We start from the raw sequence: 26063 nt of genomic DNA on the forward strand, positions 1-26063 counted from the left end.
CGGGAAGGTATCTTCAGGTAAGGAGGTGATCCAACCGCAGGTTCCCCTACGGTTACCTTGTTACGACTTCACCCCAGTCATGAATCACAAAGTGGTAAGCGCCCTCCCGAAGGTTAAGCTACCTACTTCTTTTGCAACCCACTCCCATGGTGTGACGGGCGGTGTGTACAAGGCCCGGGAACGTATTCACCGTAGCATTCTGATCTACGATTACTAGCGATTCCGACTTCACGGAGTCGAGTTGCAGACTCCGATCCGGACTACGACGCACTTTATGAGGTCCGCTTGCTCTCGCGAGGTCGCTTCTCTTTGTATGCGCCATTGTAGCACGTGTGTAGCCCTGGCCGTAAGGGCCATGATGACTTGACGTCATCCCCACCTTCCTCCGGTTTATCACCGGCAGTCTCCTTTGAGTTCCCGGCATTACCCGCTGGCAACAAAGGATAAGGGTTGCGCTCGTTGCGGGACTTAACCCAACATTTCACAACACGAGCTGACGACAGCCATGCAGCACCTGTCTCACGGTTCCCGAAGGCACTTTCGCATCTCTGCAAAATTCCGTGGATGTCAAGGCCAGGTAAGGTTCTTCGCGTTGCATCGAATTAAACCACATGCTCCACCGCTTGTGCGGGCCCCCGTCAATTCATTTGAGTTTTAACCTTGCGGCCGTACTCCCCAGGCGGTCGACTTAACGCGTTAGCTCCGGAAGCCACGCCTCAAGGGCACAACCTCCAAGTCGACATCGTTTACGGCGTGGACTACCAGGGTATCTAATCCTGTTTGCTCCCCACGCTTTCGCACCTGAGCGTCAGTCTTTGTCCAGGGGGCCGCCTTCGCCACCGGTATTCCTCCAGATCTCTACGCATTTCACCGCTACACCTGGAATTCTACCCCCCTCTACAAGACTCTAGCCTGCCAGTTTCGGATGCAGTTCCCAGGTTGAGCCCGGGGATTTCACATCCGACTTGACAGACCGCCTGCGTGCGCTTTACGCCCAGTAATTCCGATTAACGCTTGCACCCTCCGTATTACCGCGGCTGCTGGCACGGAGTTAGCCGGTGCTTCTTCTGCGGGTAACGTCAATCAGCGAAGCTATTAACTTCTCTGCCTTCCTCCCCACTGAAAGTACTTTACAACCCGAAGGCCTTCTTCATACACGCGGCATGGCTGCATCAGGCTTGCGCCCATTGTGCAATATTCCCCACTGCTGCCTCCCGTAGGAGTCTGGGCCGTGTCTCAGTCCCAGTGTGGCTGGTCATCCTCTCAGACCAGCTAGGGATCGTCGCCTAGGTGAGCCGTTACCTCACCTACTAGCTAATCCCACCTGGGCACATCCGATGGTGTGAGGCCCGAAGGTCCCCCACTTTGGTCCGAAGACGTTATGCGGTATTAGCCACCGTTTCCAGTGGTTATCCCCCTCCATCGGGCAGTTTCCCAGGCATTACTCACCCGTCCGCCACTCGTCACCCAAGGAGCAAGCTCCTCTGTGCTACCGTCCGACTTGCATGTGTTAGGCCTGCCGCCAGCGTTCAATCTGAGCCATGATCAAACTCTTCAATTAAAAGTTCGATTTGCTGCAACAAGTGCAGCGATGCTCAAGTGTAAAACGTCATAATGAATTTCATTATGTGTTCACTCTTAAGACTTGATATTTTTTCGACACCCGGAGGTGTCTTGATATCAATCCTGCGAGTGCCCACACAGATTGTCTGATAAATTGTTAAAGAGCGGTGCAATCAGTGCCTGAAGCATCAGTTGCGAGGTGGCGTATATTACGCTTTCCTCCTTCGGAGTCAACTTCTTTTTGAGAAGTTTTTCCGGCGCTATCAGTTACCTGACGCTTCTGACCCGGTAGCCCGTAAGCCGTTGTTCCGTGTCAGTGGAGGCGCAGTATAGGGATTTTCTGGCGGGTGACAAGTGTTTATTGCAAAAAAATGACTGAGCGCCTCTTTTTTCATCAGAAGCGCCAAAAGAACACATATTCAGGGCGAAAAATAAGCGTTTCCTGACCAAAAACAGGGGAAGACCAGATCTGAAAACAAAAATGAGATGCTATTCTTTCTGCATCTCAGGGAATTTTCCTGGCCATACTCACACAAGAAAGGGAAACCAATGATTAAATCCGCGCGCAGTATGGCCGGACTTCCATGGATCGCCGCCATGGCCTTCTTTATGCAGGCACTTGATGCCACCATTTTGAATACTGCTCTTCCTGCTATCGCCCACAGTCTGGATCGCTCGCCTCTGGCGATGCAGTCTGCCGTTATCAGTTATACCTTAACCGTTGCGATGCTGATTCCGGTTAGTGGCTGGCTGGCCGATCGCTTTGGTACCCGAAAGGTGTTTATTGCTGCTGTGTTTCTTTTTTCACTGGGTTCACTTGCCTGCGCACTCTCTGGTTCGCTGGCGATGCTGGTTGGCTCTCGAATAATACAGGGAGTTGGTGGCGCAATGATGATGCCGGTGGCACGCCTTGCTTTGTTAAGAGCCTATCCCCGCAGTGAGCTGCTACCTGTACTCAACTTCGTCACCATGCCGGGGTTAATTGGTCCGGTGCTGGGACCACTGCTGGGCGGCGTACTGGTAACCTGGGCAACATGGCACTGGATTTTCCTGATTAACATTCCTATCGGTATTCTTGGCATTTTCTATGCGCGAAAGTATATGCCGGACTTCACTACGCCTAAACGGCGCTTCGACCTGCTCGGTTTCCTGCTGTTTGGTTTAGGTCTGGTAGGTATTTCTAGCGGCATTGAATTATTTGGTGAACGTGTAGTGTCGAGTGTCATTGCTCTGGTGGTTTTACTGGCGGGCATCGTACTGTTGCTTCTATATATAGTACATGCACGACGTCACCCCTCTCCGCTACTTCCACTACCCATGTTTAAGACACGTACCTTTTCAGTCGGCATTATAGGAAACATTGCCTCAAGACTCGGCACCGGCTGTATCCCCTTTCTGATGCCGCTGATGTTACAGGTCGGCTTTGGCTACACGGCACTACTGGCAGGCTGCATGGTTGCCCCCACAGCCCTGGGTTCTATTCTGGCGAAGTCAACGGTTACCCAAGTGCTGCGCTGGTTTGGTTATCGTAAAACCCTGGTCGGGATCAGCATGATTATCGGCGTACTGATCGCAACCTTTGCCGTGCAGGTTCCGGGCTGGAACATGCTGGCACTGCTGATCCCACTGTTTATTCTGGGTATGGCGATGTCGACGCAGTTTACCGCAATGAATACCATCACTCTCGCTGACCTGACGGATGGCAACGCCAGTAGCGGCAACAGTATGCTGGCGGTGACTCAACAGCTGGCGATTGGCTTTGGTGTGGCAGTGAGCGCTGCGGTACTGCGCTTTTATGAGAACTTTGAGGGCACGACGCTCCAGCACTTCCACGCCACCTTCCTGACGATGGGGGGAATTACCATACTGTCGGCGCTGGTGTTCCTGTTGCTGAAACCGGGGGATGGTCGCAATCTGATTAGCGACCGCGATAAGAAAAAAGCATAAACGCTGCCTGGTGCAACGCTTACGCCTCCCGAAGATTACCGACAGAAGCGCGCACCATCAGTTCCGGCGTCAGCACCAGCAATTGCGGGCTGGCGGTCGGATCGGCCAGACGGTGTAACAGTGCATCGATCGCCAACTCTCCCAGTTCATCCTTAGGCTGATGAACGGTACTGAGGGGCGGGGTCATATAGCGCGCCAGCTCGATATCATCGTAACCCATCACAGCTATATCCTGTGGGATATGCATTCCCGCCAGATAGAGCGCGTGATAGACACCAACCGCCATCGCATCATTACAGGTAAAGACGGCCTGAGGCGGGGAGTCGAGAGCCAGCAGTGTATTCATAGCGTTAAATCCGCCCTGAAATTCAAAATCACTGCTGACAATATAGCCCGGCGGTATGACTAAACCCGCGCTGGCCATCGCCTGTTGATACCCCTCAAGACGCAGACGAGCCGGAGTTTTATCCTGAGGCCCGGCGATACAGGCAATGCGCGTATAGCCACGTGAGATAAGGTGCCGCGTTGCCATCTCTCCACCCAGGAGGGAGTTGTCCTGAATAATATCGCTGCCACCTTCAAACGGTGCCCAGTCCATCATCACGGATGGAATAGTGGGATAGCGATGCAGCAGTTCAGCTGAGGGCAGATGGCTTTCGGTACACATGATCAGTAACCCATCAACACGCTTTTGTAGCAGTGTTTCAAGGCTGCGATTCATACGATCTTCATCACCCTCGGTGTTGCACAACACCAGGCTATAACCACGCTCATAGCAGCTGCGCTCCACACCACGAACCACCTCGGAATAGAAAGGGTTACTACTGGCCGTCAGCAGCATACCAATAGTATGTGTCTGATTAAGCTTAAGGCTGCGGGCCAGCGCAGAAGGTGCGTAATTCAACTGGCTTATCGCCGTGGTCACTTTTTCACGAACCGCTTCACTAACGAAACGGTTGTTATTGATCACGTGAGATACGGTGGAAGTTGAAACGCCCGCCAGGCGGGCGACATCTTTCATTGTTGCCACATCTACTCCTGCTGCTGCAAGAAGCTGTCTATCTCTTCACGCCATGGAACGGAGGGTTGCGCACCACGGCGCGTCACGGCAATGGCTGCCGCTGCATGGGCAAAACGTACTGCTTCTGCCATCGGCCGCTGCTCAAGCAGCGCAGTGATCAGCGCACCATTGAAGGTGTCGCCCGCAGCAATAGTATCAACCGCTTCCACACGGAAACCGGGAATACGCTGGCCCCTGCCCTGCTCACTTAGCCATACGCCACGGCTACCAAGGGTAATCAGTACGGTGCCGATCCCTTTCTTATGCAACACTTCCGCTGCACGCGCAGCGTCTTCATCACTGTTTACCGCCACGCCGGTCAGGATCTGCGCTTCGGTTTCATTCGGGGTAATCATATCTACCAGCGATAACAGCTCATCAGAGAGTTCTGTCGCCGGAGCAGGGTTTAAAATCACCTGAGTGTGATGCTGATGTGCAATCTGCGCAGCCGCCAGTACGCTTTCCAGCGGCGACTCCAGCTGCATCAACAGCGCTGCGGCGTCCGCAATCACCTGCTGGTGTTTCTCTACGCGCGCGGGCGTCAGGGCTGCATTGGCGCCAGCGTGAATACCTATCGTATTCTCACCTTCACCATTAACAAAAATCAGTGCAACACCGGTCGAATCATCGGCCACCACTTCCACCGGGCTGACGTCAATACGATCTTTAGCCAGCTGCTGGCGAATGCGTTCGCCAATATCGTCTTCACCTACACAGGCGATAAATGCAATCTCTGCACCACTGCGTCCGGCGGCAACGGCCTGGTTTGCCCCTTTCCCTCCGAATGCGACCTGATACTGCTTCCCGATCACCGTTTCACCCGGACGCGGAAAATGCGTCAGATTGAGAATGTGATCTGCATTAATGCTGCCGAGGACAGCCAGTTTGCCAGTTTTCATCATAAGGGGATCGTCCAGATAAGTGCGCCACCCGAGGGTGGCGCGTGCCATGCTTTTCTTTGATTTATTTGGTGACCAGTTTCAGGTCAACCGGATTGATAGCCTGAACTTTCTGGCCCTTCAGCACTTTATCAGCCGTCTGAACGCCGATAACGCCGATCTGCTCTGGTAACTGAGCGACGGTTGCAGCCAGTTTGCCGCCTTCAACCGCTTTGATCCCATCCGGAGTTCCATCAAAGCCTACTACCAGGACATCAGATTTACCCGCAGTTTGTAATGCACGCAGGGCACCCAGCGCCATTTCGTCGTTCTGGGCAAATACAGCCTGCACATCCGGGTGAGCGGTCAGCAGGTTTTGCATCACGTTCAGGCCCTTGGTGCGGTCAAAGTCAGCCGGCTGGCTGGCAAGGATATTGAATTTGTGTGCATCGGCAGCCTGCTTGAAGCCTTCACCACGTTCACGTGCCGCGGAAGTCCCGGCAATGCCCTGAAGCTCAATGATTTTTGCGTTATCGCCGATTTTCTTAGCGATAAAGTCACCGGCCATTTTGCCACCGAAACGGTTATCAGAAGCCACATGACTCACCACGGTGCCCTGTGCCGCAACACGGTCAAGGGTGATCACAGGAATCTTGGCCTGGTTAGCCATTTTCACCGCGTTGCCTACCGCATCAGAATCCGTTGGGTTAATCAGCACCAGTTTGGTACCGCGTACGGTCAGATCCTGCACGTTAGCCAGTTCTTTCGCCGGGTTGTTCTGGGAGTCGAGCACCACCAGGTTGTAGCCCAGTTTATCCGCCTCTTTCTGCGCTCCATCTTTCAGCGACACGAAGAACGGGTTATTCAGGGTAGATACCACCAGCGCAATGGTATCTTTTGCCATTGCGTTTGCGCTCAGAGTGGCGCTTAACAGTACGGCCAGTGCAGTCAGTTTTTTCATCTTCATCTTTATATCCTGTGAGGGTATACCCAAAATTATTGGAGCCGTAGCTACAAGAATGATGGGTAAAGAGTTTTATTTACTGCTTTTGTTATCTACCAGCACCGCCAGCAAAATCACCACAGCTTTGACGATCATTTGGTAGTAAGAGGAAACACCGAGCAGGTTCAGCCCGTTATTCAGGAAGCCTAAGATTAGCGCACCAATCAACGTGCCCATAATCCGGCCTTTACCGCCAGCGAGGCTGGTTCCGCCCAGTACCACTGCTGCAATCGCATCCAGCTCATAGCCGGTACCGGCCGTCGGCTGCGCCGAAGAGAGACGAGCAACTTCGATGGTACCAGCCAGTGCCGCCAGCATGCCGCACAGTGCATAAACGATAATTTTCACACGGTTAACGCTGATGCCTGACAGACGGGTTGCCGCTTCGTTACCGCCCAGCGCATAGATATAACGACCAAGGCGCGTGTGATGCAGCATGTACCAGGCGGCGAGGAACACCACGCCCATCAGCCAGACCGGCGTTGGAACCCCCAGCGGGCGACCGATACCGAACCAGCCAAACAGGTCGGCATTGTCACTGAATCCGGTGTTTACCGGGCTGCCGTTGGTGTACACCATTGTCACCCCGCGCAGCAGCAGCATCATCACCAGCGTGGCAATAAATGCCTGCACTTTACCTTTAGCGACTATGGAACCGGTAATTGCCCCAATAAAGGCACCCAGCGCCAGCGAAGCAGCCACTGCCACCAGCGCGTTAACTTCCAGCCCGACAATCGAGGCGGCCACCGCCCCGGTCAGGGCCAGCAGCGAACCAACGGACAGGTCGATACCAGAGGTGAGGATCACCAATGTCATGCCCACCGCCATAATCGCGTTGACTGACGTCTGTTGCAGAATGTTAAACAGGTTGGCCACGGTGAAAAAATTCGGGCTCAAGCTGGAAACGATGGCAATCAGCACTACCAGCGCAATCAGCGATTTCTGCTCAAGCAGCCATGCCTTACTGATCAGGCGACGTGAAGGGATTGTTTGCGTACTCATAGTTATGCCAGCTCCGCGCTGTATTGTTTACCTACTGCCGCCGCCATCAAAATTTCCTGCGAGGCTTGCTCAATCGGGAAGTCACCATTCAGGCGGCCTTCGTGCATCACCAGCACGCGGTCGCTCATACCCAGTACTTCCGGCATTTCGGAGGAGACGAGAATGATGCTCAACCCTTCCTGTTTAAACTGGTTAATCAGCTGATAAATCTCTTTTTTCGCCCCCACGTCAACGCCACGGGTTGGCTCATCGAGGATCAGCACTTTCGGCCTGGTCATCAGCCCACGTGCTATCGCCACTTTTTGCTGATTCCCACCAGAAAGCAGCCCAATGGGTTGGTTCATGGACGGTGTTTTCACGTTAAACAACTTAATAAAGTCACCAACTGCCAGCTGCTCTTCCGCATGTTTCAGGCGGCCTGCACCGTAACTAAAATAGTTAAGTGCCGTCAGGGACATGTTCTCTTTCACCGACATGCCCAGCACCAGCCCGTCGCGTTTACGGTCTTCCGAGATATAGACGATGCCGTTAGCCAGCCCCTCTTCCGGGGTACGGGAAACGATAGGTTTACCATCCAGCGTAACGTTACCCGCGCTGCGCGACAGAGCGCCATACAGCACTTTCATCAGTTCGGTACGGCCTGCGCCCATCAGCCCGGCCACACCCAAAATTTCACCCTTACGCAGGGTAAAACTCACGTCCTCAACGCCGGAACCGCTGAGATGCTCAACTTTCAGTCGCACCTCGCCCGGTGCTTTATCCAGGCGCGGATACTGCTCTTCCAGCTTGCGGCCCACCATCATTTCAATCAGCGACTCTTCCGTCAGCGTGGCCACTTCACGTTCTGCGATAAACTGGCCGTCGCGGAAAATGGTGACATCGTCGCAGACCTCGAAAATCTCTTTCATGCGATGAGAGATGTAAACAATGCCGCAGCCCTGCGCCTTAAGCTCGTTGATAACCCGGAACAGTGAAGCTGTTTCGGTATCTGTCAGCGCATCCGTCGGTTCGTCCATCACGATCACTTTGGATTCAAAGCTCAGTACTTTGGCAATCTCCACCATCTGCTGGTCGCCGATCGACAGATCCCCCACCAGCTTATGACTACTGAAGCGCAGATTAAGACGTTTCAGCAGCGTATCAGCTTCGGCATACATCTTTTTCCACTGGATACGGCCAAAGCGGTTAACAAATTCACGTCCGAGAAAGATGTTTTCAGCAATGCTCAACTGAGGGATCAGGTTAAGTTCCTGGTGAATAATGCCGATACCCGCTTCCTGAGACTCTTTTGGCCCGCTGAACGTGGTTTCCTGACCCAGCCATGAAAAAGTACCCGCATCACGGGCATAAATCCCGGTCAGTACTTTCATCATGGTCGATTTACCCGCGCCATTCTCACCTACCAGCGCCATCACACGGCCAGGGTAGACGGAGAGTGCCGCACCCGATAGCGCTTTAACGCCCGGGAAGGCCTTATCGATGCCTTTTAATTGCAGTAAAGGTTGCATAACAGCCTCAGAAGGTCACGCCAGCGGTCAGGATGACATTCGCATACGGAGAACACTCCCCGCTGCGAATGACGGCATGACTACGCTGAGTTTGTTGTTTGAACTGTTCGTGACTGACATAACGAATGTCAATGGTATTACCCTGGTGTTGTTGCAGTAAGTCGAGCAGAGCGAGCAGGTCACTAAGAAGCTGCGGATTGTGCTGCTTAATCTCTTCCGCAATGATGGCACTCTCAACCTGCATCTCGCTGGTGACCGCCCTGGCGACCTGTAAAAACGTCGGAATTCCATGGGTGATAGCCAGATCGATGCGCTGCGGCCCCTGTGGAATTGGCAGCCCGGCATCACCAATGACAATGCTGTCGGTATGGCCGAGACGTGCAATCACGGATGAGATATCAGAATTCAGTAAGGTGCCTTTTTTCATTATTCACTCCAGAGCGAAACGTTTCGCTGATTGGCAGTGTAAGAAATGGCCGGGGGAACACAATCACCATGTGCTGAAAATGTGATCGCCATCGAAACGTTTCGCTGACGCTGGGGGAGGATTTGTTTTAAGGCTGAAAATGGCCCTTTTATGTTACCGGTAAAGGGCCAGGAAGGAATTAATTAAAGACCATACCACCGTCGATTAACAGTGACTGCCCGGTCATATAGTCTGAGTCTGGCCCGGCCAGGAAGGCGACGCAGGCAGCGACATCTTCAGGCTCAGACAGGCGGCCCAGCGTGATATTTTTCGCAAACTCTGCGGTACCGTAGCCCAGTGGTTTACCTGCCGCTTCTGAAACCTGGCGATCGATCTCTTCCCACATCGGGGTTTTCACGATACCGGGGCAATAGCCGTTAACAGTGATCCCAAGGTGAGCGAGGTCACGGGCTGCGGTCTGCGTCAGCCCGCGCACGGCAAACTTACTCGAACTGTACACAGCCAGTTCAGGATTACCGACATGTCCGGCCTGGGATGACGCATTAATAATTTTGCCGCCGTGCCCTTCAGCCTTAAAGGCTTTAATTGCCGCCTGCATGCCCCAGATCACCCCTTTAACATTCACACCGTAGACTTTATCGACGATTTCGGGGGTGATCTCTTCAATCAGAGTGGTCGGTGCCACACCAGCGTTATTAACGATGACATCAAAACCGCCCAGTGCAGTACGTGCTTTTTCAACCGCGGCAAAAAATTGCTCACGATTAGAGACATCTACCGTTACAGCCACCGCTTTACGGCCGGTATGAGCGATCTCATCAGCGACCTTGCGAGCGGTCTCTTGATTAAAATCGGCAACGGCTACCGCGAAGCCATCTTTTGCCAGGCGCAGGGCTATTGCTCTGCCTATCCCCTGGCCGGCACCAGTCACCAGGGCTACTTTATTTTTCATATTCTTCACTCCTTGTCGTTGACGGAATTACCACGTTCACAAGATCTGACTGAGATGCAGCTGACCCATCAGCAGATGGTTGTCGGCGTAATCAACCGGTATCGCCACTACCGCCGGCCCCTGCACATCCATCGCTTTACGCAGCGTCGGTTCCAGCATCCCGGCACTTTCCACAGCAAATCCGGCAGCGCCAAAGGACTCCGCGTAAGCTTTAAAATCAATCGGACCGAATTTCACCCCGGAAACCCGGTTATATTTCTTCTCTTCCTGCATCGCTACCATGTTGTAGCACTCATCAACCCAGATGATATGCAGCAGGTTAGCCCCCAGACGCACCGCAGTTTCCAGCTCCATACTTGATTGCAGAAAACCACCGTCGCCGGAAACAGACACCACTTTGCGTGACGGATCCACCAGCCAGGCACCGATGGCCCAGGGCAACGCAACACCCATGGTTTGCTGGCCGTTAGAGATCATGATCTGACGCGCCCGGAAGCTGTAAAGGTAACGGGCGATCCATATATGGAAACTCCCCATATCAACCGTCAGCGTAACGTCACTATTAATAATGTCCTGCATCGCACGTACGATCCGTAACGGATGCAGGGCGAATTGATTCAGCTGGTGACCGCGCAACGCCAGCAGTTCGCGCTGCTGTTGACGATCCTGCAAAATCGCTGCCGACTGGGAACTGAGAATAAGCGGCGCGGTAATACGTGCGGTCAGTTTGTCCAGAGTGGCGGCGATATCACCCACCAGTTCGGCATCGGGCTGATAGCAGTTATCGGTATCGGCAGGCAACACATCAATATGTACCAGCGTTGCCTTACCGCTGTTCCACATTGCAGGCTCGTATTCCACCGGGCTGTAGCCGATGGTAATAATCAGATCGGCCTCACGCAGAAGCCTGTCGCCAGCCTGATTGTTAAACAAACCCACTCGCCCTGCGAAACGAGAAAAATGCTCCTGACGCACCGCGCCTGCCGCCTGGTAGGTACTGGTTACCGGAATATGGCTACGCTCCAGCAGCCGATGCAGTGCATCACTGTTAGCAGGCTGGCTGGCCATCAGGCCCAGCAACAGCACCGGGTTTTTTGCCTGCGCGATTTGTTGCGCTACGGCATCAATTGCAGCGTCCGGCGCCGCCCCCAGCAACAGCTGACCGCTGCTGCTCAACAGATGCCCGCGAGCGGGTTCGTTAATAATGTCCTGTGGCAGGCTGACAAAAGCTCCGCCGGGGCGTCCCTGCTCCGCAGTACGAAAGGCATTCGATATCACTTCAGCAATAGCATCTGAAGAACTTATCTCTACCGCATATTTACTGACCGGACGAAACATCGCTACGGTATCCATGCTCTGATGCACCTGTTTCGCACTATCAGCACGTTTTACCGCTCCGCCCAGCGCCACCACGGGATCGCCCTCGGTAGTCGCAGTCGCCATACCGGTGATCAGGTTTGAACATCCCGGTCCTGAGGTGACCAGCGCAACCCCGGCCTTTCCGGTCAGCCTGCCCACCGCAGCCGCCATAAATGCCGCGTTCGCCTCATGACGCACGGCTATCGTCTGCACGGAAGTATCGAGTAATGAGTCAAACACCTTGTCGATTTTGGCACCGGGAATGCCAAAGACATGTTTTACGCCCTGCTCTTCCAGCTGTGCTACAACCAGGTCGGCACCATGTGCCCACTGTTGAATCTCAGTTTTGTTCTTCATTTTTCTTCCTCGTTTCAGCTTTCAACAGAGCGAATGGCGGAGTCCAGATTTTCCGGGCTGAGATTCGCCCGCAGGAAATCACTGTCACCGGGCAGGTCAATCACCAGTTTGCTGATCTCACCAAAAGTCAGCGTGCCGTGATCAAGCTGATAGTCCAGAAGATGACCGCCACCCTGGCGATCGTCGGTAATAAAGTGTTCGTGATAGCCCGCCACATTGATGCCCTGCATATACTGCGGCGTACGGAAACCAATCAGCACGCCCTCGCGCTGTTCAAAATGGAAAGTGGGCTGCTTACCGAGCACTTCCGGCATCGATTTATACGGACGGTGCTGGCAGGGTACGGTGCGGGTTTCCGCACGGCTGAACAGGCCATCGAGGCGCAGTGCACAGAACTGGTTATCAGAACTAACCTGCTGATCAATCACCTGATGCACACCAGCGCGGTCAACCGGGCCGGTGAAATGGTGCTGATACTGCGGACGGAAGAAGGTCATCACTGCAAACGGTGATTTTTGCTCCTGGCTGGCGGCACGAGCGCTGCCATCTGAACGTAGCTGGTACACTTCGCGGTTAAAAGCGATTAACTCGCCATCTAACTGATTGAACGTGCCCAGGCCAAAATCGCCGTTCTTCAGCAGATCTGCCACGGTGGTACTACCGTCATAGACACCACTTAGCAGTGCACTCATCAGGGAGGTCTGATAGATTACGCTTTCTGGCCTTTCCCTCTGTATCCCTTTGACCGTAGTAGTCAGCTGTTCCGTACATGAACAATCAGTTACAGAATATGTCATTGCCATCTTCCCCGTTAAACTGTTAAGAAGTATTGAATCAATGTTGACTCGATTCAGTTCGGGATTCCAATATAGAACACTCCCCACTTTGAGACGTTTTCGATATGGAACTGCGGTATCTACGTTATTTCGTTGCGGTTGCTGAGACGAAGCACTTCACCCGGGCGGCAGAAATGCTTGGCATTTCACAGCCTCCGCTGAGTCAGCAAATCAAAAAACTGGAAGAAGAGATCGGCACCCCGCTGTTGAAAAGACTGACGCGCGGAGTGGAACTGACGGATGCCGGGGAAGCGTTTTATCAGGATGCCTGTCAGATCCTGGCGCTTACCGGCCATGCGCTGGAGAAAGCGAAAGGGATAGCCCGCGGCATCAGTGGAAAACTGTCGATTGGCATCGCCAGCTCTACTGCCTTTCATCCGCAGATATTCCGGCTGCTGCGCAGTTTCCAGGATCGTTTCCCGGATATTATCTTACTGCCGCAAGAAGAGAGCATGGCTTCGCTGATGCATGATTTGCAGGAGGGGTTACTGGATGCCGCCTTTGTGCGTCTGCCCTGTGAGAGCAGTAAGGCATTTAATCTGAAAGCTATCTCAAGTGAGAAAATGGCGCTGGTGCTACCCGCCGGACACCGGCTTGGTAACACTCCCTGCCTGTCGCTGGCACAGCTGCGTGAAGAACCGCTGATTCTGTTTCCGCGTGAGGTTGCTCCCAGCCTGTATGAACTGATTATCAGCGCCTGTCTGCGCGCTGGTTTTCAGCCGGATGATGTACAGCAGTCGCCGCAAATTTCATCAAGCATCAGTATGGTTGCTGCGGGATTTGGCATCACCGTGGTGCCAGACTCACTGCGCTGTATTAGTCTGCCCGGCGTCAGCTTCCATCAGATTGAGGATGCTGCGCTGGGCAGTGATATCGCGCTGGCCTGGCGGCGCTGGGATCGCTCCCCCGCCGTCCATCACCTGGTCATGATGCTGACCGACGATTAGCCGCCGATTTTACGCACGTGTTTAACGTCCAGCTCCAGCGAGTTGAAGTCTTTATCCAGCTTGCCCTGAAGCTCAACCTGGTCTTTTGGACCAATAGTCTGGCCATCCCAGCGCTTATCGTCGATTTCGACCGTCATGGTGCCGGTGGCATCGCGGAACAGGTACTCTTCATCGCCAATACGCTTTTCAATATGGCCACGCATTGTCACCCAGGCATCGTCCCTCATATCCTGCGCCTGTTTTACCGTGGCAACGGTACCGTTCGGGCCGCTAAAGCCGCCTCTCTGCATCTGAGTTGTGGGAGCATTCGGGTCTACAAAACCACCGCTCTGGGCTGCCAGCACCGGCATTGACATCAGGGTGGTGATTGCCAGTAAAGCTGCTGTTTTTTTCATCATTTTCATTTTCACTTTTCCTTATGCAGTTGAGCAGTCAAACCTGCCCGGTAACCTCTTTACGGAAAGCATTACAACAAACAGATCTTAACAGGATCTTAAGAACTCTTTCATCGTAACTTTATTGTTTTAAATTGACGAAAAGTGGCGAAAATCGTCGATCGTTACTGTACAAGCCGCCGTGTGATTGAGTATATACGTGGTTAACAGCAAAGGATAAATCATGCGAATTCTATTAATCGAAGATGACCGCCTGATTGGCGATGGCATTAAAGCCGGATTAACCAAACTGGGTTTTAGCGTCGACTGGTTCACCCAGGGTAATGAGGGGCTGCGGGCATTGAGTTCTGCACCTTATGATGCGGTTGTGCTGGATCTCAGCCTGCCGGAAATTGACGGGCTGGAGATATTACGCCAGTGGCGACAGCAGGGACGCGATGAGCCGGTACTGATCTTGACGGCGCGCGATGCGCTGGAACAACGCGTCAGCGGGCTACAGCAGGGGGCTGATGATTACCTGTGCAAACCCTTTGCCCTTAGCGAGGTGGCGGCGCGGTTACAGGCACTTATCCGCCGCCGTCACGGTCAGCTTCAGCCAACGCTGCAACACGGCAACCTGGTGATGGAGCCGGGTTCCCATACCGTCACGCTGAACGGCGCACCGCTGATATTAACGGCGCGGGAACTGGCGCTGCTGGAGCTGTTTCTGCTTAATGCCGGACGGGTTCTGACCCGCTCACAGCTGGAAGAGAAACTCTACGGCTGGGATGACGATGTTTCCAGCAATGCCGTGGAGGTGCATATCCACCACCTGCGTAAAAAACTGGGCAGCGACTTTATACGCACTATTCATGGCGTGGGCTATACGCTGGGAGCCGCACCATGATGCTGCAAAGCCTGCGCCTGCGCCTGATGCTGGGTTTTTTATTACTGAGCCTGCTGTGCTGGGGTGCAGCGGCCATCGGTGCCTGGTGGCAAACCCGCCACAATATCAACCAGCTGTTTGATACTCAGCAAATGCTGTTCGCTAAACGGCTGACCACTCTGAACCCGGAACAGGGCGATCAGCAAACCCTGACGCTGCCGAAAACTAAAAAAATGCTGCGTCACAACCGTGGCAATCAGGATGATGATGCCCTGGCCTTTGCCATATTTCGCCGTGACGGCCAGATGTTGATGAACGATGGTGATAATGGCCGGGATTTTATTTTTGACTATCAGCGGGATGGTTTTGTTGATGGTCGTCTGCGCGGTGATGATGATCGCTGGCGCATGGTGTGGCTGCGTACGCCGGACGATCGCTATGTGGTGGTAGTCGGACAGGAGTGGGAATATCGCGATGATATGACCCGCGATCTGGTTAAGACCAACCTGATGCCGTGGCTGGTGGCACTGCCTGTAATGCTGCTGTTGATGCTGTGGCTGGTTACCCGTGAACTGGCACCGTTAAAACAGATCGCCCGGCAGCTACGACAGCGCGCACCGGATGACCTCACCCCCCTTACCGCCCGCCGCGTTCCGCAGGAGGTGCGTCCGCTGCTTACCGAGCTGAATCTGCTGTTTCACCGCATCGGTGAGATGCTGATACGCGAACGTCGCTTTACCTCGGATGCTGCACACGAACTACGCAGCCCGCTGGCGGCGTTAAAAGTACAAACGGAGGTTGCCCAACTGGCCCATGACGATGCCGCAGTTCGCCACCACGCACTGACCAGTCTGGATGCAGGGATCGACCGGGCCACCCGGCTGGTGGATCAGCTGCTCACGCTGTCGCGTCTTGATGCCGGTGAGGATCTGGAAACACAGAGCGTGCAGTGGCAGCAGATCGCGCAAAATGCGGTTGTCGAACACTATGCAGCAGCGCAGGCGGCAAAGGTGGAACTGGCGCTGGATGCCTCCGATACCCCCATAATCCGGCAGGGTCATCCGCTGCTGCTGGCTCTGCTGGTTCGCAATCTGCTGGATAACGCCATTCGCTACAGTCCGCCAGGCACCCGGGTTTGGCTGAAACTGACGTCCGACGCTTTACAGGTGCTGGACAGCGGGCCGGGTGTCAGCCCGGAAGCGCTGGCACGGATAGGAGAGCGTTTCTACCGCCCGCCGGGACAACAGCAGTCCGGCAGCGGATTAGGCTTGTCGATCGTTCATCATATTGCCCGTCTGCACGGTATGACGGTAACGATGAACAATCGTCAGGAAGGCGGGCTTGCGGTGACGGTCAACTTACGTGGATAATCCGGGCGAGGCATGCCTCGCCCCTACGTGATTTCGTAGGGGTCGGGCATGCCCGACCCTGTCAAATCTCGACCTGAGTACCCAGCTCAATCACACGGTTAGGCGGAATTTTAAACTGATCGGGCGCCCGCAGTGCATTACGCTGCAATGCCAGGAACAGCTTACCGCGCAGTCGCAGATACCACGGACGTTTGCCGATAATCAGCGACTCATGGGACATAAAGAACGAAGTTTCCATCATGCGGCAGTTCAACCCTTCCAGACCGCAGCGGTGGAAAATTTCCTCCACGTTTGGCGTTTCACGCCAGCCGTAGCTGGCCACCACGCGCCAGAAGGTGGGCGAAAGCTGCTCGATGGTCACACGCTTCACGTTATGTACATAAGGCGCATCTTCGGTGCGCAGCGTCAGCAGCACCACGCGTTCATGCAGCACCTTGTTGTGCTTCAGGTTATGCAGCATGGCAAACGGGATCACGTTCAGGGCGCGGGACATATAAACCGCCGTACCCGGCACGCGTACCGGTGGGGATTTCTCCAGTGAGGCAATCATCGCCTCCAGCGAGTTACCGTGCTCATGCATCCGGCGCAGCAGACGGAAACGCTCGCTTTTCCAGGTCGTCATCACCACAAACATTATCAGCGCCAGCGACAGCGGCAGCCAGCCTCCGGCAAACACTTTCACCAGGTTCGCTGAGAACAGGGAGACATCAATACAGAGCATACCCACCAGCAGCGTGATAACCAGATAACGGTTCCAGTGCCAGTTTTTAATCGCCACGATGCTGCACAGAATAGCGGTCAGTACCATCGTACCGGTCACCGCGATGCCATAAGCCGCAGCCAGATTACTCGAATGCTCAAAGCCAACAATCACTATTACCACCGCCACAAACAGCATCCAGTTAATCACCGGGATGTAGATCTGACCTGACTCCTCTTCCGAGGTGTAAACAATGCGCATTGGTGGCAAATAGCCGAGACGAACAGCCTGGCGCGTCAGGGAGAAGACACCTGAAATCACCGCCTGCGAAGCGATAACTGTTGCCAGCGTTGCCAGAATCAACATCGGGATCAGAGCCCAGTCAGGGGCTAACAGGAAGAAGGGGTTTTTGATTGCTTCCGGATTTTTCAGCAGCAGCGCGCCCTGACCAAAATAGTTCAGCACCAGCGACGGCAGCACCACAATAAACCAGGCAAGGCGAATCGGGTATTTTCCAAAGTGGCCCATATCTGCATACAACGCCTCAACGCCGGTAATCGCCAGAACCACAGCGCCCAATGCAAAGAAGGAGACCATTTTGTACTCGACGAAGAAATGCACCGCCCAGTAAGGATTCATCGCGTGCAGCACGTCAGGATTGCTGATAATACCGCGCGCGCCCAGTACCGCCAGAACTAAAAACCACAGCAGCATTACCGGAGCAAACAGTTTGCCAACCATTCCGGTACCGTGTTTCTGAATCACAAACAGCAGTGTCAGTACGCCGATCGCCAGCGGAACGATATAACGGTCAAGGTTCGGCGCGGCGATCTCCAGGCCCTCAATGGCCGATAGCACCGATACCGCCGGGGTGATGACCACTTCACCGTAGAAGAAACTGCCACCTATCAGGCCCATAATCACCAGCACAGCGGTGGAGCGCGCGCCGGTATTGCGGCCCGCCAGTGACATCAGCGTCAATATCCCGCCTTCACCGGCATTGTCGGCACGCATCACATAACTGATATATTTCAGCGATACAGTGAGCAACAGCAGCCAAAAAATCAGCGACAAAAATCCAAATACTGCATCGCGTTCAACGCCAAAACCAAACTGCCCCGAAAGGCATTCACGCAAGGTATACAGCGGGCTGGTACCTATATCACCATAAACCACGCCAATCGCTGCCAGCGTAACGGCCCCCAGGGACTGCTTCTTTTCAGAACTCATAGACTTGTCTTTTGTTGCGGTGGACTGACGCGGGATTGCGCACGACTCAGCTGCTCGTCAAAACGCGCACAGTATGCATGATTAAGCATGAATGCCTATCCTTAATTACTGGTTAAATGACAACATCAATGGTCAGTGTCACCCTTTGATAATAAAAAAGCTGACTGCTATCAACTCTTTCAAGCATCATAGCCAGTAGTGTTTGCGCTCGCCAGCTACCCAGCAGGCCTGACCGTAGAAAAAGGATGGATGTTTGATTATGGCCCACTCTCAATTACTGGCGGAACGCATCGCCCGCCTCAGCAATGCATTAGAGAAAGGACTTTACGAGCGCCATCATGCGATTCGCCTGTGCCTGCTCGCCGCCCTGTGCGGTGAAAGTGTCTTTTTACTCGGCCCGCCGGGCATTGCCAAAAGCCTGATCGCCCGACGACTCAAGTTTGCTTTCCAGCACTCCCGCGCCTTTGAATACCTGATGACGCGTTTCTCTACCCCGGAAGAGGTCTTCGGCCCTCTCTCTATTCAGGCCTTAAAAGACGAAGGGCGCTACCAGCGTCTGACAAAAGGCTACCTGCCTGACGCGGAGATCGTGTTTCTCGACGAAATCTGGAAAGCCGGGCCAGCTATTCTGAATACCCTGCTGACTGCGATAAATGAACGCCGTTTTCGTAACGGCGACAGCGAAGACAAAATTCCCATGCGCCTGCTGGTAACCGCTTCGAATGAGCTGCCGGAAGCCGACAGCGGGCTGGAAGCGCTCTACGACCGTATGCTAATCCGCCTGTGGCTGGACAACGTGCATGAAAAACAGAACTTCCGCAGTCTGCTGACCCACCAGCAGGACGAAAATCAAAATCCGGTTTCCGATTCACTCTGCATCACCGATGAAGAGTACCTGGAATGGCAGCAGGGTATCAGTAAAGTCAGCCTGCCCGATGATGTATTTGAGCTGATTTTCCAGCTACGCCAGCAGCTGGAGAATCAACCAGATGCGCCTTATATCTCCGATCGCCGCTGGAAAAAAGCCATTCATCTGTTGCAGGCCAGCGCGTTCTACAGCGGGCGTAACTCCATTGCTCCTGTTGATCTGATCCTGTTGAAAGATTGCCTGTGGCACGATGTTGCATCAATGAAGATGCTGGATCGCGAACTTGATAATCTGATCACCCAGCATGCCTGGCAGCAGCAGCCGATGCTGTTTAAATTGCAGCAAATTAACGCGCGCCGGCTGGCGCTTCAGCAGCAGGAGAGCGTTGAACAGGCGATTCGCCTGGAGAAACACGGTGGTATGTTCAGCCGCAAACCGCACTTTGAACTACCGGAAACACTGGCAGCCGATGCATTGACGTTGATGCTACAAAAACCCCTTACCCTGCACGATATGCAGGTTACCCATATCATTCTGGCCCGGGAAGCCTTGCATCACTGGCTGCAAAAAGGCGGCGAAGTGCGGGGCAAACTCAACGGCATAGGTTTTGCACAGACGCTGGATTTACACGTAGACAACCACGACTGCCTGACGCTACGGGATGTCAGCCTGCAACCCAGCCGTCTGATGCTGCCGGGTAAACTGCAGAAAGGGCTGCCGGAAGAGATTTCGCTGGCGCTGGATGAGCTTGATACCCAGCTACGTGCACAGCGTACGCTGTTCAGCCAGCATCACCGCTGCCTGTTTATCAGCGATGACTGGCTGGCACGCGTGGAAGATAGCCTGCAACAGGTGGCGGAACAGCTCAAGCGAGCACGTCAGTGATCTCACTTGATACGCTAAGTATGTTCCTGGCGGTCAGTGAAAATGAGCTGATTGAAGAACTGGTTATCACGTTGCTGGCATCACCGCAGCTGGCTCTTTTTTTTGAAAAGTTTCCGCGCATGAAAAATGCCCTGACGCGCGATCTTCCTGGCTGGAAGGCCGGGATTTTGCAGCAGCTAAAATCAACTCCGGTGCCGGAGGATCTGGCGGCAGAGTTCAGCCGCTTCCAGCAAAGCCAGACGCTGAGTCAGCATGATTTCAGCGCTCAGTTAGCGGAATTACTGACATGGCTGGAGCAGCACCACTCGCCGTTCGCTGAACAAGCGCGCAATCTGGTCGCCCATAACGATGCACTCGCGCTCACCAACGCTCAACAGACTCTTTTTTTACAGCGATGGCGGCTAAGTCTGACGCTGCAAACCCTCACTCTTAATCAGCAGTTGCTCGATCAGGAGCGCGACAAACTTTTGGCCGAGCTGCAACAGCGCCTGGCCATGAGCGGTCAGCTTGCACCGGTACTGGCCGATAACGATGAAGCCGCCGCTGGCAGACTGTGGGATCTGACGCGCAGCTCAATACAGCGCGGCGACTATCAGCTGATTGTTCAGTACGGTGATTTTCTTGCCAGCCAGCCGGAACTGCTGAAACTGGCGGAACAGCTTGGCCGCAGCCGCGAAGCCAAAGCGGTGTTATCAGACGATGCTCCGCCGGAAACCTTCCACCAGCTGGTGCGCGAACCGGAAAGCGTGCCGGAAGAGGTGAACGGACTGCATCAAAGTGACGATATTCTGCGCCTGCTGCCACCGGAACTGGCGACGCTGGGCATCAGCGAACTGGAGATGGAGTTTTATCGGCGGCTGGTGGAAAAACGGCTGCTTACCTACCGACTGCAGGGGGAAAACTGGCGCGATAAAGTCACTCTGCGCCCGGTAACCCATCAGCATCATGATGAACAACCGCGCGGCCCGTTTATCATCTGTGTGGATACCTCTGGCTCAATGGGCGGCTTCAACGAGCGCTGTGCTAAAGCCTTCTGCCTCGCCCTGCTTAAAGTAGCGCTGACAAATAACCGCCGCTGCTACATTATGCTGTTTGCCCATGAAGTGGTGGGCTATGAACTGACCGCCGGAGACGGTATCAGCCAGGCGATCCGTTTTCTCAGCCAGCGTTTTCGCGGGGGCACCGATCTTGCCGCCTGCCTTGACGCGGTATTGCTGAAGCTTTCCGGCCCGCAGTGGCAGGATGCTGACGCCGTAATTATTTCAGATTTTATCGCCCAGCGCCTGCCTGACGCGCTAATCAAACGCGTACGCAACCATCAAAGTCAGCAGCTACAGCGTTTTCATGCCGTTGCCATGTCCGATCATGGAAAACCCGGAATTATGCGTATCTTTGACCATATCTGGCGTTTCGATACCGGGCTAAAAAGCCGCCTTCTGCGCCGCTGGAAACGCTGATGCCACGCCTTTACAATTAGTCAGCAAAGCTTATTTGCTATAGTGATGTACAGGCTTTAGCCATATGGCATGACGGGAGCATCACGTGACTTCGCAACAACACCAGACAGGATTACCTGCGCCAACTCATACGCTGCTGTTAAGCGGCAATAACCCTGAACAACATCGCCAGCAGCTACTCAGCTACTTCCGCCAGACGTGGGAGCTATATGAAAGCCTGTTTGACTGCCTGGCGGACGACAGGGCCTGGAACACCAAAGCGATATCGCTGCGCCATCCGTTAATCTTCTATTACGGTCACACCGCCACCTTCTATATCAATAAGCTGATGGCTGCGCGTCTGATCGACAGCCGCACTGACGATAAAATCGAAGCGATGATGGCGATAGGCGTCGATGAGATGAGCTGGGACGATCTCGATAACAGCCATTACGCCTGGCCCTCCGTTGCCGAACTGCGTGACTATCGCGGCAAAGTTCGCGCACAGGTTGAACAGCTTATCCGAAGCATGCCCCTGACGCTGCCCATTAGCTGGGACAGCCCGGCCTGGGTTGTGCTGATGGGCATTGAACATGAGCGTATCCATCTGGAGACCTCCAGCGTACTGATCCGTCAGCTGCCGCTGGCATGGGTAAAACCACAGCAGCACTGGCCGGTATGCCAGGAGGCGCGTCACGATCGCCTCACGGTGCCGCATAACAGCATGATTCAGGTAGCTGCCGGGCAGGTAATCCAGGGTAAAACCGATGATACCTACGGCTGGGATAATGAATACGGCAGCCGTACCAGCGATGTACAGGCCTTTGAAGCGAGTCAAATGCTGGTCAGCAATGCTGAATTCTTTGAATTTGTTGCTGCGGGAGGCTATCAGACCCGGCGCTGGTGGGATGATGAAGGCTGGGGCTGGCGTGAATTCGCCGCAGCCTCGCAGCCAACCTTCTGGGTGGGCAGCAGCAGGCGCCCCGAAGAGCTGAAACTGCGTCTGATGGCAGAAGAAGTAACCATGCCCTGGGACTGGCCAGCAGAAGTGAATCAGCTGGAAGCGGCGGCGTTCTGCCGCTGGAAAGCTGAAGTTACCGGGCAATCAGTGCAGCTTCCCGCTGAATGTGAATGGATGCTGCTGCGTGAACAGGTGGCGGGCGATCAGCCCGACTGGGAGGAAACGCCGGGCAATATTAACCTCGCCTGGTGGGCCTCCTCCTGCCCGGTGGATCGTTTTGCGCAGGGCGAATTTTACGATCTGATCGGCAACGTCTGGCAGTGGACCACCACGCCGATTGCGGGCTTTGAAGGTTTTCGCGTCCATCCTTTATATGATGACTTCTCTACCCCCACTTTTGATGGCAAACATACGCTAATCAAAGGCGGCAGCTGGATCTCTACCGGAAATGAGGCGCTGAAATCGGCACGCTACGCCTTCCGCCGCCATTTCTTCCAGCACGCCGGTTTCCGCTATGTGGTCTCCGATCATCAGGAAAGCACCGCTGCTAATCCGTATGAAACCGACAGCATGGTGTCGCAGTATCTCGACTTCCAGTACGGCCCGGAATATTTCGGCGTAGCTAACTATGCGAAAACGCTGGTTGAGATCGCCTGTGAGGTCACAGAACATCGCCAGAGGGCGCTGGATATAGGCTGTGCCACGGGCCGGGCCAGCTTTGAACTGGCGCGCCATTTTGAGCAGGTGGTGGGTATGGACTACTCTGCCCGCTTTATCGATGTGGCACTCCAACTCGCCAGCGGCGACGAGTTCCGCTATGTCACCCAGGAAGAGGGGGATCTGGTGGAATACCGTCAGATACGGCTGAAGGATATTGACCTCGGCCCTGAGCAGGCCAGCCGCATTCAGTTTATGCAGGGAGATGCCTGTAACCTGAAACCACAAACACAGCCGTACGACCTGGTGCTGGCCTCGAACCTGATTGACCGCCTGCGCCAGCCGCTGCGCTTCCTGCATGACATTACCCGCATGATCCGTCCTGGCGGTGTACTTATGCTCTCCTCTCCTTATACCTGGCTGGAGGAGTTCACGCCTAAGGAGAACTGGCTGGGTGGCATACGCGAAAACGGCGAAGCCCTTTCGACTTTGCAGGCATTACAGCGTCTGCTGGCTGATGATTTCGAGGAAATTTCCCCAGCGCAGGATGTGCAGTTTGTTATCAGGGAAACTGCACGCAAGTATCAGCATACCGTCGCACAGCTGACTCTGTGGCGTAAGCGTTAGTTAAATCTTTATTAGCGGGCACCTTGCGGTGTCCGCTGTCATATCCTCACTCTGATTGCCATTCCTTTCACGATCCCGCACATTAATACGCATTCAATTGAACAAATTTCAATTACGGAGTCATCATGCCCGAAACCATGCAGCCCGATAATCTCGATCGCGCCATTCTCAATGCGCTGATGGACAATGCCCGCACCGCCTATGCCGAGCTGGCCAAACAGTTTAACGTCAGCCCCGGCACCATCCATGTGCGCGTGGAGAAGATGAAACAGGCAGGCATAATTAAAGGAACGCGGGTAGAGATCGACCCCAAGATGCTGGGTTACGATGTCTGCTGCTTTATCGGCATTATCCTGAAAAGCGCCAAAGATTACCCTTCAGCCCTCGCCCGCCTCGAAGCGCTGGATGAAGTGGTGGAAGCGTATTACACCACCGGGCACTACAGTATCTTTATCAAAGTGATGTGCCGGTCGATCGATGCTCTGCAACAGGTACTGATCAACAAGATCCAGACCATTGATGAAATCCAATCCACCGAAACGCTGATCTCCTTGCAGAACCCGATTATGCGGACAATAACCCCTTAGCCCTGAGTTGAAATAATAAAATCGCTAACGTACTTATTCCTGCCGCTATCAGAGCTAAAAGCTATTTAAATTTTTGATACAGAAATCGGATGAAAAGGATTTTATTAATGGCTAACTTAATTTATGCATCCATTAAAGGAAAAAAACAGGGTTTGATTTCAGCAGGTTGTTCAACCTATGTCTCAACAGGTAACAGGTTCCAGGCAGGACATGAAGATCAGATCATGGTGCTCTCACTCGAAACTGAAATTAGCAGGTTACGGCATCTGGGATGACAGAGTTTATCAGCCCTGACCTGCCGGAGATATTCCGGCAGTTTTTTTATGGATAACTACATGCAGAGGGCATATTGAATGTAGAAAGACCACAGCCAGTAAGCACACAGCCCGATTAAAGCGATATTGGCCAGCCATGATTTAAATTTATATCTTGCCACCAGATAGAGAAAGGGGCTTATCATCATCAAAGTTATTGGCCCGGTAGTATCGCGTACATCATCACTGATAAATGCGCGTTGAAGTTCGCATATGTTTTTTATCTCAATCCCGTCAATATGTTCGAGATAATCTGGTAGCCCACCCATCCCAATCATTACCAGACAGAAAATATAATAATATGGAATAAGTGCTTTAATTAATGGTAGATACATTTTCACTCTCGCACCCCTGATATTTCCCTTATACTTATTTTTTTCTTCAGTATATCCCGACCGTAAGAGGAGTACTCATATTCGGGTTTACCTTCATGAACGGAAAGTGAATTTACAATATCCGTTCTGGCACGCTGAATACCGCGGTTGTAGCACGCAGCTGCCAAAATAAACTGTCTGTCGCACACCCTGTGCCGAAGGGATATAAAACCACACAATTACTAATGTCAATATTTAGCAGCTGAAGAAGAAGCTGGTGGATCTAGCTTGCTATCCGGTGCATAAATTTATCCACACACTCTGTTTTGACGATCATCATGCACCATGCGCCACCAGCAGTGCTGCCGCCAAAAGAATCTGATAAATAACCCTACTTATGCACAGGTAGATCACTTGATGATCACAGAGTACAATGCCCGCCATTATCATAAAGAGATCCCATCATGGCCGACATTACCTTAATCAGTGGCAGCACCTTAGGCAGCGCAGAATATGTAGCCGATCATCTTGCTGAGAAGCTGGAAGAGGCCGGGCATACCACCGAGGTTCTGCACGGGCCGGAGCTGGAAGAGCTGAAGCTGGAAGGTATCTGGATTGTGGTGAGTTCAACTCACGGAGCCGGAGAGCTGCCAGACAATATCCAGCCGCTGTTTGAAGCTATAAAGGAACAGCAGCCAGATCTGAGCAACCTGCGCTACGGAGCAGTGGGTCTTGGCAACCGTGAATACGATCTTTTCTGTGGCGCCATCGAGCAGTTCGATACCCTGCTGAGTTCTCTTGGAGCACAACGTATTGGCGATCGTCTGGATATCGATGTGCTGCAACATGAAATTCCCGAGGATCCTGCCGGTGTTTGGGTAGAAAGCTGGAAAGAACTGATCTGAATGACGGGGATCGGCCTGCGATCGAGGTGTCGATCCCACCAAAAAGAGCTTTTACGATCCGAAGTTTTGTAAATATTGCTCTTTTTTGTTTGTTTTTGAGGCGATCAACT

The 26063-nt window shown here is 53.6% G+C and carries 21 protein-coding genes, 1 rRNA gene and 1 pseudogene; 10 read left to right on the forward strand and 13 right to left on the reverse strand.

The window, feature by feature from the left end; translation table 11 throughout:
• Positions 1–18 precede the first annotated feature (18 nt).
• Positions 19–1561, reverse strand: a 16S ribosomal RNA gene (locus tag GN242_RS21075).
• A 551-nt stretch (positions 1562–2112) separates the two neighbouring features.
• Between GN242_RS21075 and mdtD the strand changes: the two genes are divergently transcribed.
• Positions 2113–3510 carry a multidrug transporter subunit MdtD gene (mdtD, locus tag GN242_RS21080; RefSeq protein ID WP_156288150.1) on the forward strand — a complete coding sequence of 466 codons (1398 nt, stop codon included), beginning with the start codon at positions 2113–2115 and terminating at the stop codon, positions 3508–3510.
• A gap of 19 nt (positions 3511–3529) precedes the next feature.
• On the opposite strand, the gene rbsR is transcribed toward mdtD, so the two are convergent.
• The 9 genes from rbsR to budA form a co-directional block, all read right to left on the reverse strand.
• Positions 3530–4540 (reverse strand): ribose operon transcriptional repressor RbsR, encoded by a 1011-nt coding sequence (gene rbsR / locus GN242_RS21085; protein ID WP_156288151.1) that lies wholly within the window; start codon positions 4538–4540, stop codon positions 3530–3532.
• A 2-nt stretch (positions 4541–4542) separates the two neighbouring features.
• Positions 4543–5472, reverse strand: a complete 930-nt coding sequence (gene rbsK / locus GN242_RS21090) for a ribokinase (protein WP_154753475.1) — start codon at positions 5470–5472, stop codon at positions 4543–4545.
• Positions 5473–5533: 61 nt separating this feature from the next.
• Entirely contained in the window at positions 5534–6415 is an 882-nt protein-coding gene (gene rbsB / locus GN242_RS21095; protein WP_195918369.1) for a ribose ABC transporter substrate-binding protein RbsB, read from the reverse strand.
• Positions 6416–6484: 69 nt separating this feature from the next.
• A complete protein-coding gene (gene rbsC, locus GN242_RS21100) occupies positions 6485–7453 on the reverse strand; it encodes a ribose ABC transporter permease (RefSeq protein WP_154753217.1) in 969 nt (322 codons plus the stop codon).
• 2 nt (positions 7454–7455) lie between these two features.
• Positions 7456–8961 (reverse strand): ribose ABC transporter ATP-binding protein RbsA, encoded by a 1506-nt coding sequence (gene rbsA / locus GN242_RS21105; RefSeq protein ID WP_154753218.1) that lies wholly within the window; start codon positions 8959–8961, stop codon positions 7456–7458.
• A gap of 7 nt (positions 8962–8968) precedes the next feature.
• Complete coding sequence (rbsD, locus tag GN242_RS21110; protein ID WP_154753219.1) at positions 8969–9388, reverse strand: D-ribose pyranase; 420 nt, start codon at positions 9386–9388, stop codon at positions 8969–8971.
• Between the two features lie 178 nt (positions 9389–9566).
• Positions 9567–10340: a (S)-acetoin forming diacetyl reductase gene (locus GN242_RS21115; RefSeq protein ID WP_154753220.1), complete on the reverse strand. Its 774-nt coding sequence runs from the start codon at positions 10338–10340 to the stop codon at positions 9567–9569.
• Between the two features lie 36 nt (positions 10341–10376).
• Positions 10377–12056 carry an acetolactate synthase AlsS gene (gene alsS, locus GN242_RS21120; protein WP_156288152.1) on the reverse strand — a complete coding sequence of 560 codons (1680 nt, stop codon included), beginning with the start codon at positions 12054–12056 and terminating at the stop codon, positions 10377–10379.
• Positions 12057–12070: 14 nt separating this feature from the next.
• Positions 12071–12853: an acetolactate decarboxylase gene (budA, locus tag GN242_RS21125; RefSeq protein WP_154753222.1), complete on the reverse strand. Its 783-nt coding sequence runs from the start codon at positions 12851–12853 to the stop codon at positions 12071–12073.
• A 104-nt stretch (positions 12854–12957) separates the two neighbouring features.
• Between budA and GN242_RS21130 the strand changes: the two genes are divergently transcribed.
• Positions 12958–13839, forward strand: a complete 882-nt coding sequence (locus tag GN242_RS21130) for a LysR family transcriptional regulator (protein WP_154753223.1) — start codon at positions 12958–12960, stop codon at positions 13837–13839.
• On the opposite strand, the gene GN242_RS21135 is transcribed toward GN242_RS21130, so the two are convergent.
• On the reverse strand, positions 13836–14234 hold the full coding sequence (locus tag GN242_RS21135; RefSeq protein WP_195918377.1) for a YgiW/YdeI family stress tolerance OB fold protein: 399 nt from the start codon (positions 14232–14234) through the stop codon (positions 13836–13838). The two genes, GN242_RS21130 and GN242_RS21135, sit on opposite strands and share 4 nt — an antisense overlap.
• 223 nt (positions 14235–14457) lie before the next feature.
• Here GN242_RS21135 and qseB point away from each other — a divergent pair, with 223 nt between their 5' ends.
• Positions 14458–15120: a quorum sensing response regulator transcription factor QseB gene (qseB, locus tag GN242_RS21140; RefSeq protein WP_154753224.1), complete on the forward strand. Its 663-nt coding sequence runs from the start codon at positions 14458–14460 to the stop codon at positions 15118–15120.
• A complete protein-coding gene (qseC, locus tag GN242_RS21145; RefSeq protein WP_156288153.1) occupies positions 15117–16469 on the forward strand; it encodes a quorum sensing histidine kinase QseC in 1353 nt (450 codons plus the stop codon). Before qseB ends, qseC begins: the two co-directional genes overlap by 4 nt.
• A gap of 61 nt (positions 16470–16530) precedes the next feature.
• On the opposite strand, the gene kup is transcribed toward qseC, so the two are convergent.
• A complete protein-coding gene (kup, locus tag GN242_RS21150; RefSeq protein WP_154753226.1) occupies positions 16531–18399 on the reverse strand; it encodes a low affinity potassium transporter Kup in 1869 nt (622 codons plus the stop codon).
• 259 nt (positions 18400–18658) lie between these two features.
• On the opposite strand from kup, the gene ravA reads away from it, so the two are divergent.
• From ravA to tssD, 5 genes and pseudogenes are all read left to right on the forward strand, one after another.
• A complete protein-coding gene (ravA, locus tag GN242_RS21155) occupies positions 18659–20152 on the forward strand; it encodes an ATPase RavA (RefSeq protein ID WP_154753227.1) in 1494 nt (497 codons plus the stop codon).
• The gene (viaA, locus tag GN242_RS21160; RefSeq protein ID WP_156288154.1) at positions 20149–21609 is read left to right on the forward strand and encodes an ATPase RavA stimulator ViaA; all 1461 of its coding nucleotides are present in this window, start codon (positions 20149–20151) and stop codon (positions 21607–21609) included. Before ravA ends, viaA begins: the two co-directional genes overlap by 4 nt.
• 85 nt (positions 21610–21694) lie before the next feature.
• A complete protein-coding gene (gene ovoA / locus GN242_RS21165) occupies positions 21695–23833 on the forward strand; it encodes a 5-histidylcysteine sulfoxide synthase (RefSeq protein WP_156288155.1) in 2139 nt (712 codons plus the stop codon).
• A gap of 125 nt (positions 23834–23958) precedes the next feature.
• The gene (gene asnC, locus GN242_RS21170) at positions 23959–24420 is read left to right on the forward strand and encodes a transcriptional regulator AsnC (RefSeq protein ID WP_154753228.1); all 462 of its coding nucleotides are present in this window, start codon (positions 23959–23961) and stop codon (positions 24418–24420) included.
• Between the two features lie 107 nt (positions 24421–24527).
• Positions 24528–24689: pseudogene (gene tssD / locus GN242_RS21175) on the forward strand (type VI secretion system tube protein TssD); the annotation flags it as partial.
• Between the two features lie 62 nt (positions 24690–24751).
• On the opposite strand, the gene GN242_RS21180 reads toward tssD, so the two are convergent.
• Positions 24752–25069 (reverse strand): DUF2645 family protein, encoded by a 318-nt coding sequence (locus tag GN242_RS21180; RefSeq protein WP_231617172.1) that lies wholly within the window; start codon positions 25067–25069, stop codon positions 24752–24754.
• A 443-nt stretch (positions 25070–25512) separates the two neighbouring features.
• Here GN242_RS21180 and mioC point away from each other — a divergent pair, with 443 nt between their 5' ends.
• On the forward strand, positions 25513–25953 hold the full coding sequence (gene mioC, locus GN242_RS21185; protein ID WP_154753230.1) for an FMN-binding protein MioC: 441 nt from the start codon (positions 25513–25515) through the stop codon (positions 25951–25953).
• Positions 25954–26063: the final 110 nt, after the last annotated feature.

The sequence above is a fragment of the Erwinia sorbitola genome, from assembly GCF_009738185.1.
Classification (GTDB): Bacteria; Pseudomonadota; Gammaproteobacteria; order Enterobacterales; family Enterobacteriaceae; genus Erwinia; species Erwinia sorbitola.

Bases quoted from the DNA above. Each gene is read 5' to 3' on its own strand.
- qseC (WP_156288153.1), top strand. From the start codon at position 15,117: ATGATGCTGCAAAGCCTGCGCCTGCGCCTGATGCTGGGTTTTTTATTA.
- alsS (WP_156288152.1), bottom strand. From the start codon at position 12,056: ATGAAGAACAAAACTGAGATTCAACAGTGGGCACATGGTGCCGACCTG.
- GN242_RS21115 (WP_154753220.1), bottom strand. From the start codon at position 10,340: ATGAAAAATAAAGTAGCCCTGGTGACTGGTGCCGGCCAGGGGATAGGC.
- mdtD (WP_156288150.1), top strand. From the start codon at position 2,113: ATGATTAAATCCGCGCGCAGTATGGCCGGACTTCCATGGATCGCCGCC.
- qseB (WP_154753224.1), top strand. From the start codon at position 14,458: ATGCGAATTCTATTAATCGAAGATGACCGCCTGATTGGCGATGGCATT.
- rbsB (WP_195918369.1), bottom strand. From the start codon at position 6,415: ATGAAGATGAAAAAACTGACTGCACTGGCCGTACTGTTAAGCGCCACT.
- rbsD (WP_154753219.1), bottom strand. From the start codon at position 9,388: ATGAAAAAAGGCACCTTACTGAATTCTGATATCTCATCCGTGATTGCA.
- GN242_RS21180 (WP_231617172.1), bottom strand. From the start codon at position 25,069: ATGTATCTACCATTAATTAAAGCACTTATTCCATATTATTATATTTTC.
- budA (WP_154753222.1), bottom strand. From the start codon at position 12,853: ATGACATATTCTGTAACTGATTGTTCATGTACGGAACAGCTGACTACT.
- ravA (WP_154753227.1), top strand. From the start codon at position 18,659: ATGGCCCACTCTCAATTACTGGCGGAACGCATCGCCCGCCTCAGCAAT.
- GN242_RS21135 (WP_195918377.1), bottom strand. From the start codon at position 14,234: ATGAAAAAAACAGCAGCTTTACTGGCAATCACCACCCTGATGTCAATG.
- GN242_RS21130 (WP_154753223.1), top strand. From the start codon at position 12,958: ATGGAACTGCGGTATCTACGTTATTTCGTTGCGGTTGCTGAGACGAAG.
- rbsA (WP_154753218.1), bottom strand. From the start codon at position 8,961: ATGCAACCTTTACTGCAATTAAAAGGCATCGATAAGGCCTTCCCGGGC.
- rbsC (WP_154753217.1), bottom strand. From the start codon at position 7,453: ATGAGTACGCAAACAATCCCTTCACGTCGCCTGATCAGTAAGGCATGG.
- kup (WP_154753226.1), bottom strand. From the start codon at position 18,399: ATGAGTTCTGAAAAGAAGCAGTCCCTGGGGGCCGTTACGCTGGCAGCG.
- asnC (WP_154753228.1), top strand. From the start codon at position 23,959: ATGCCCGAAACCATGCAGCCCGATAATCTCGATCGCGCCATTCTCAAT.
- rbsK (WP_154753475.1), bottom strand. From the start codon at position 5,472: ATGATGAAAACTGGCAAACTGGCTGTCCTCGGCAGCATTAATGCAGAT.
- mioC (WP_154753230.1), top strand. From the start codon at position 25,513: ATGGCCGACATTACCTTAATCAGTGGCAGCACCTTAGGCAGCGCAGAA.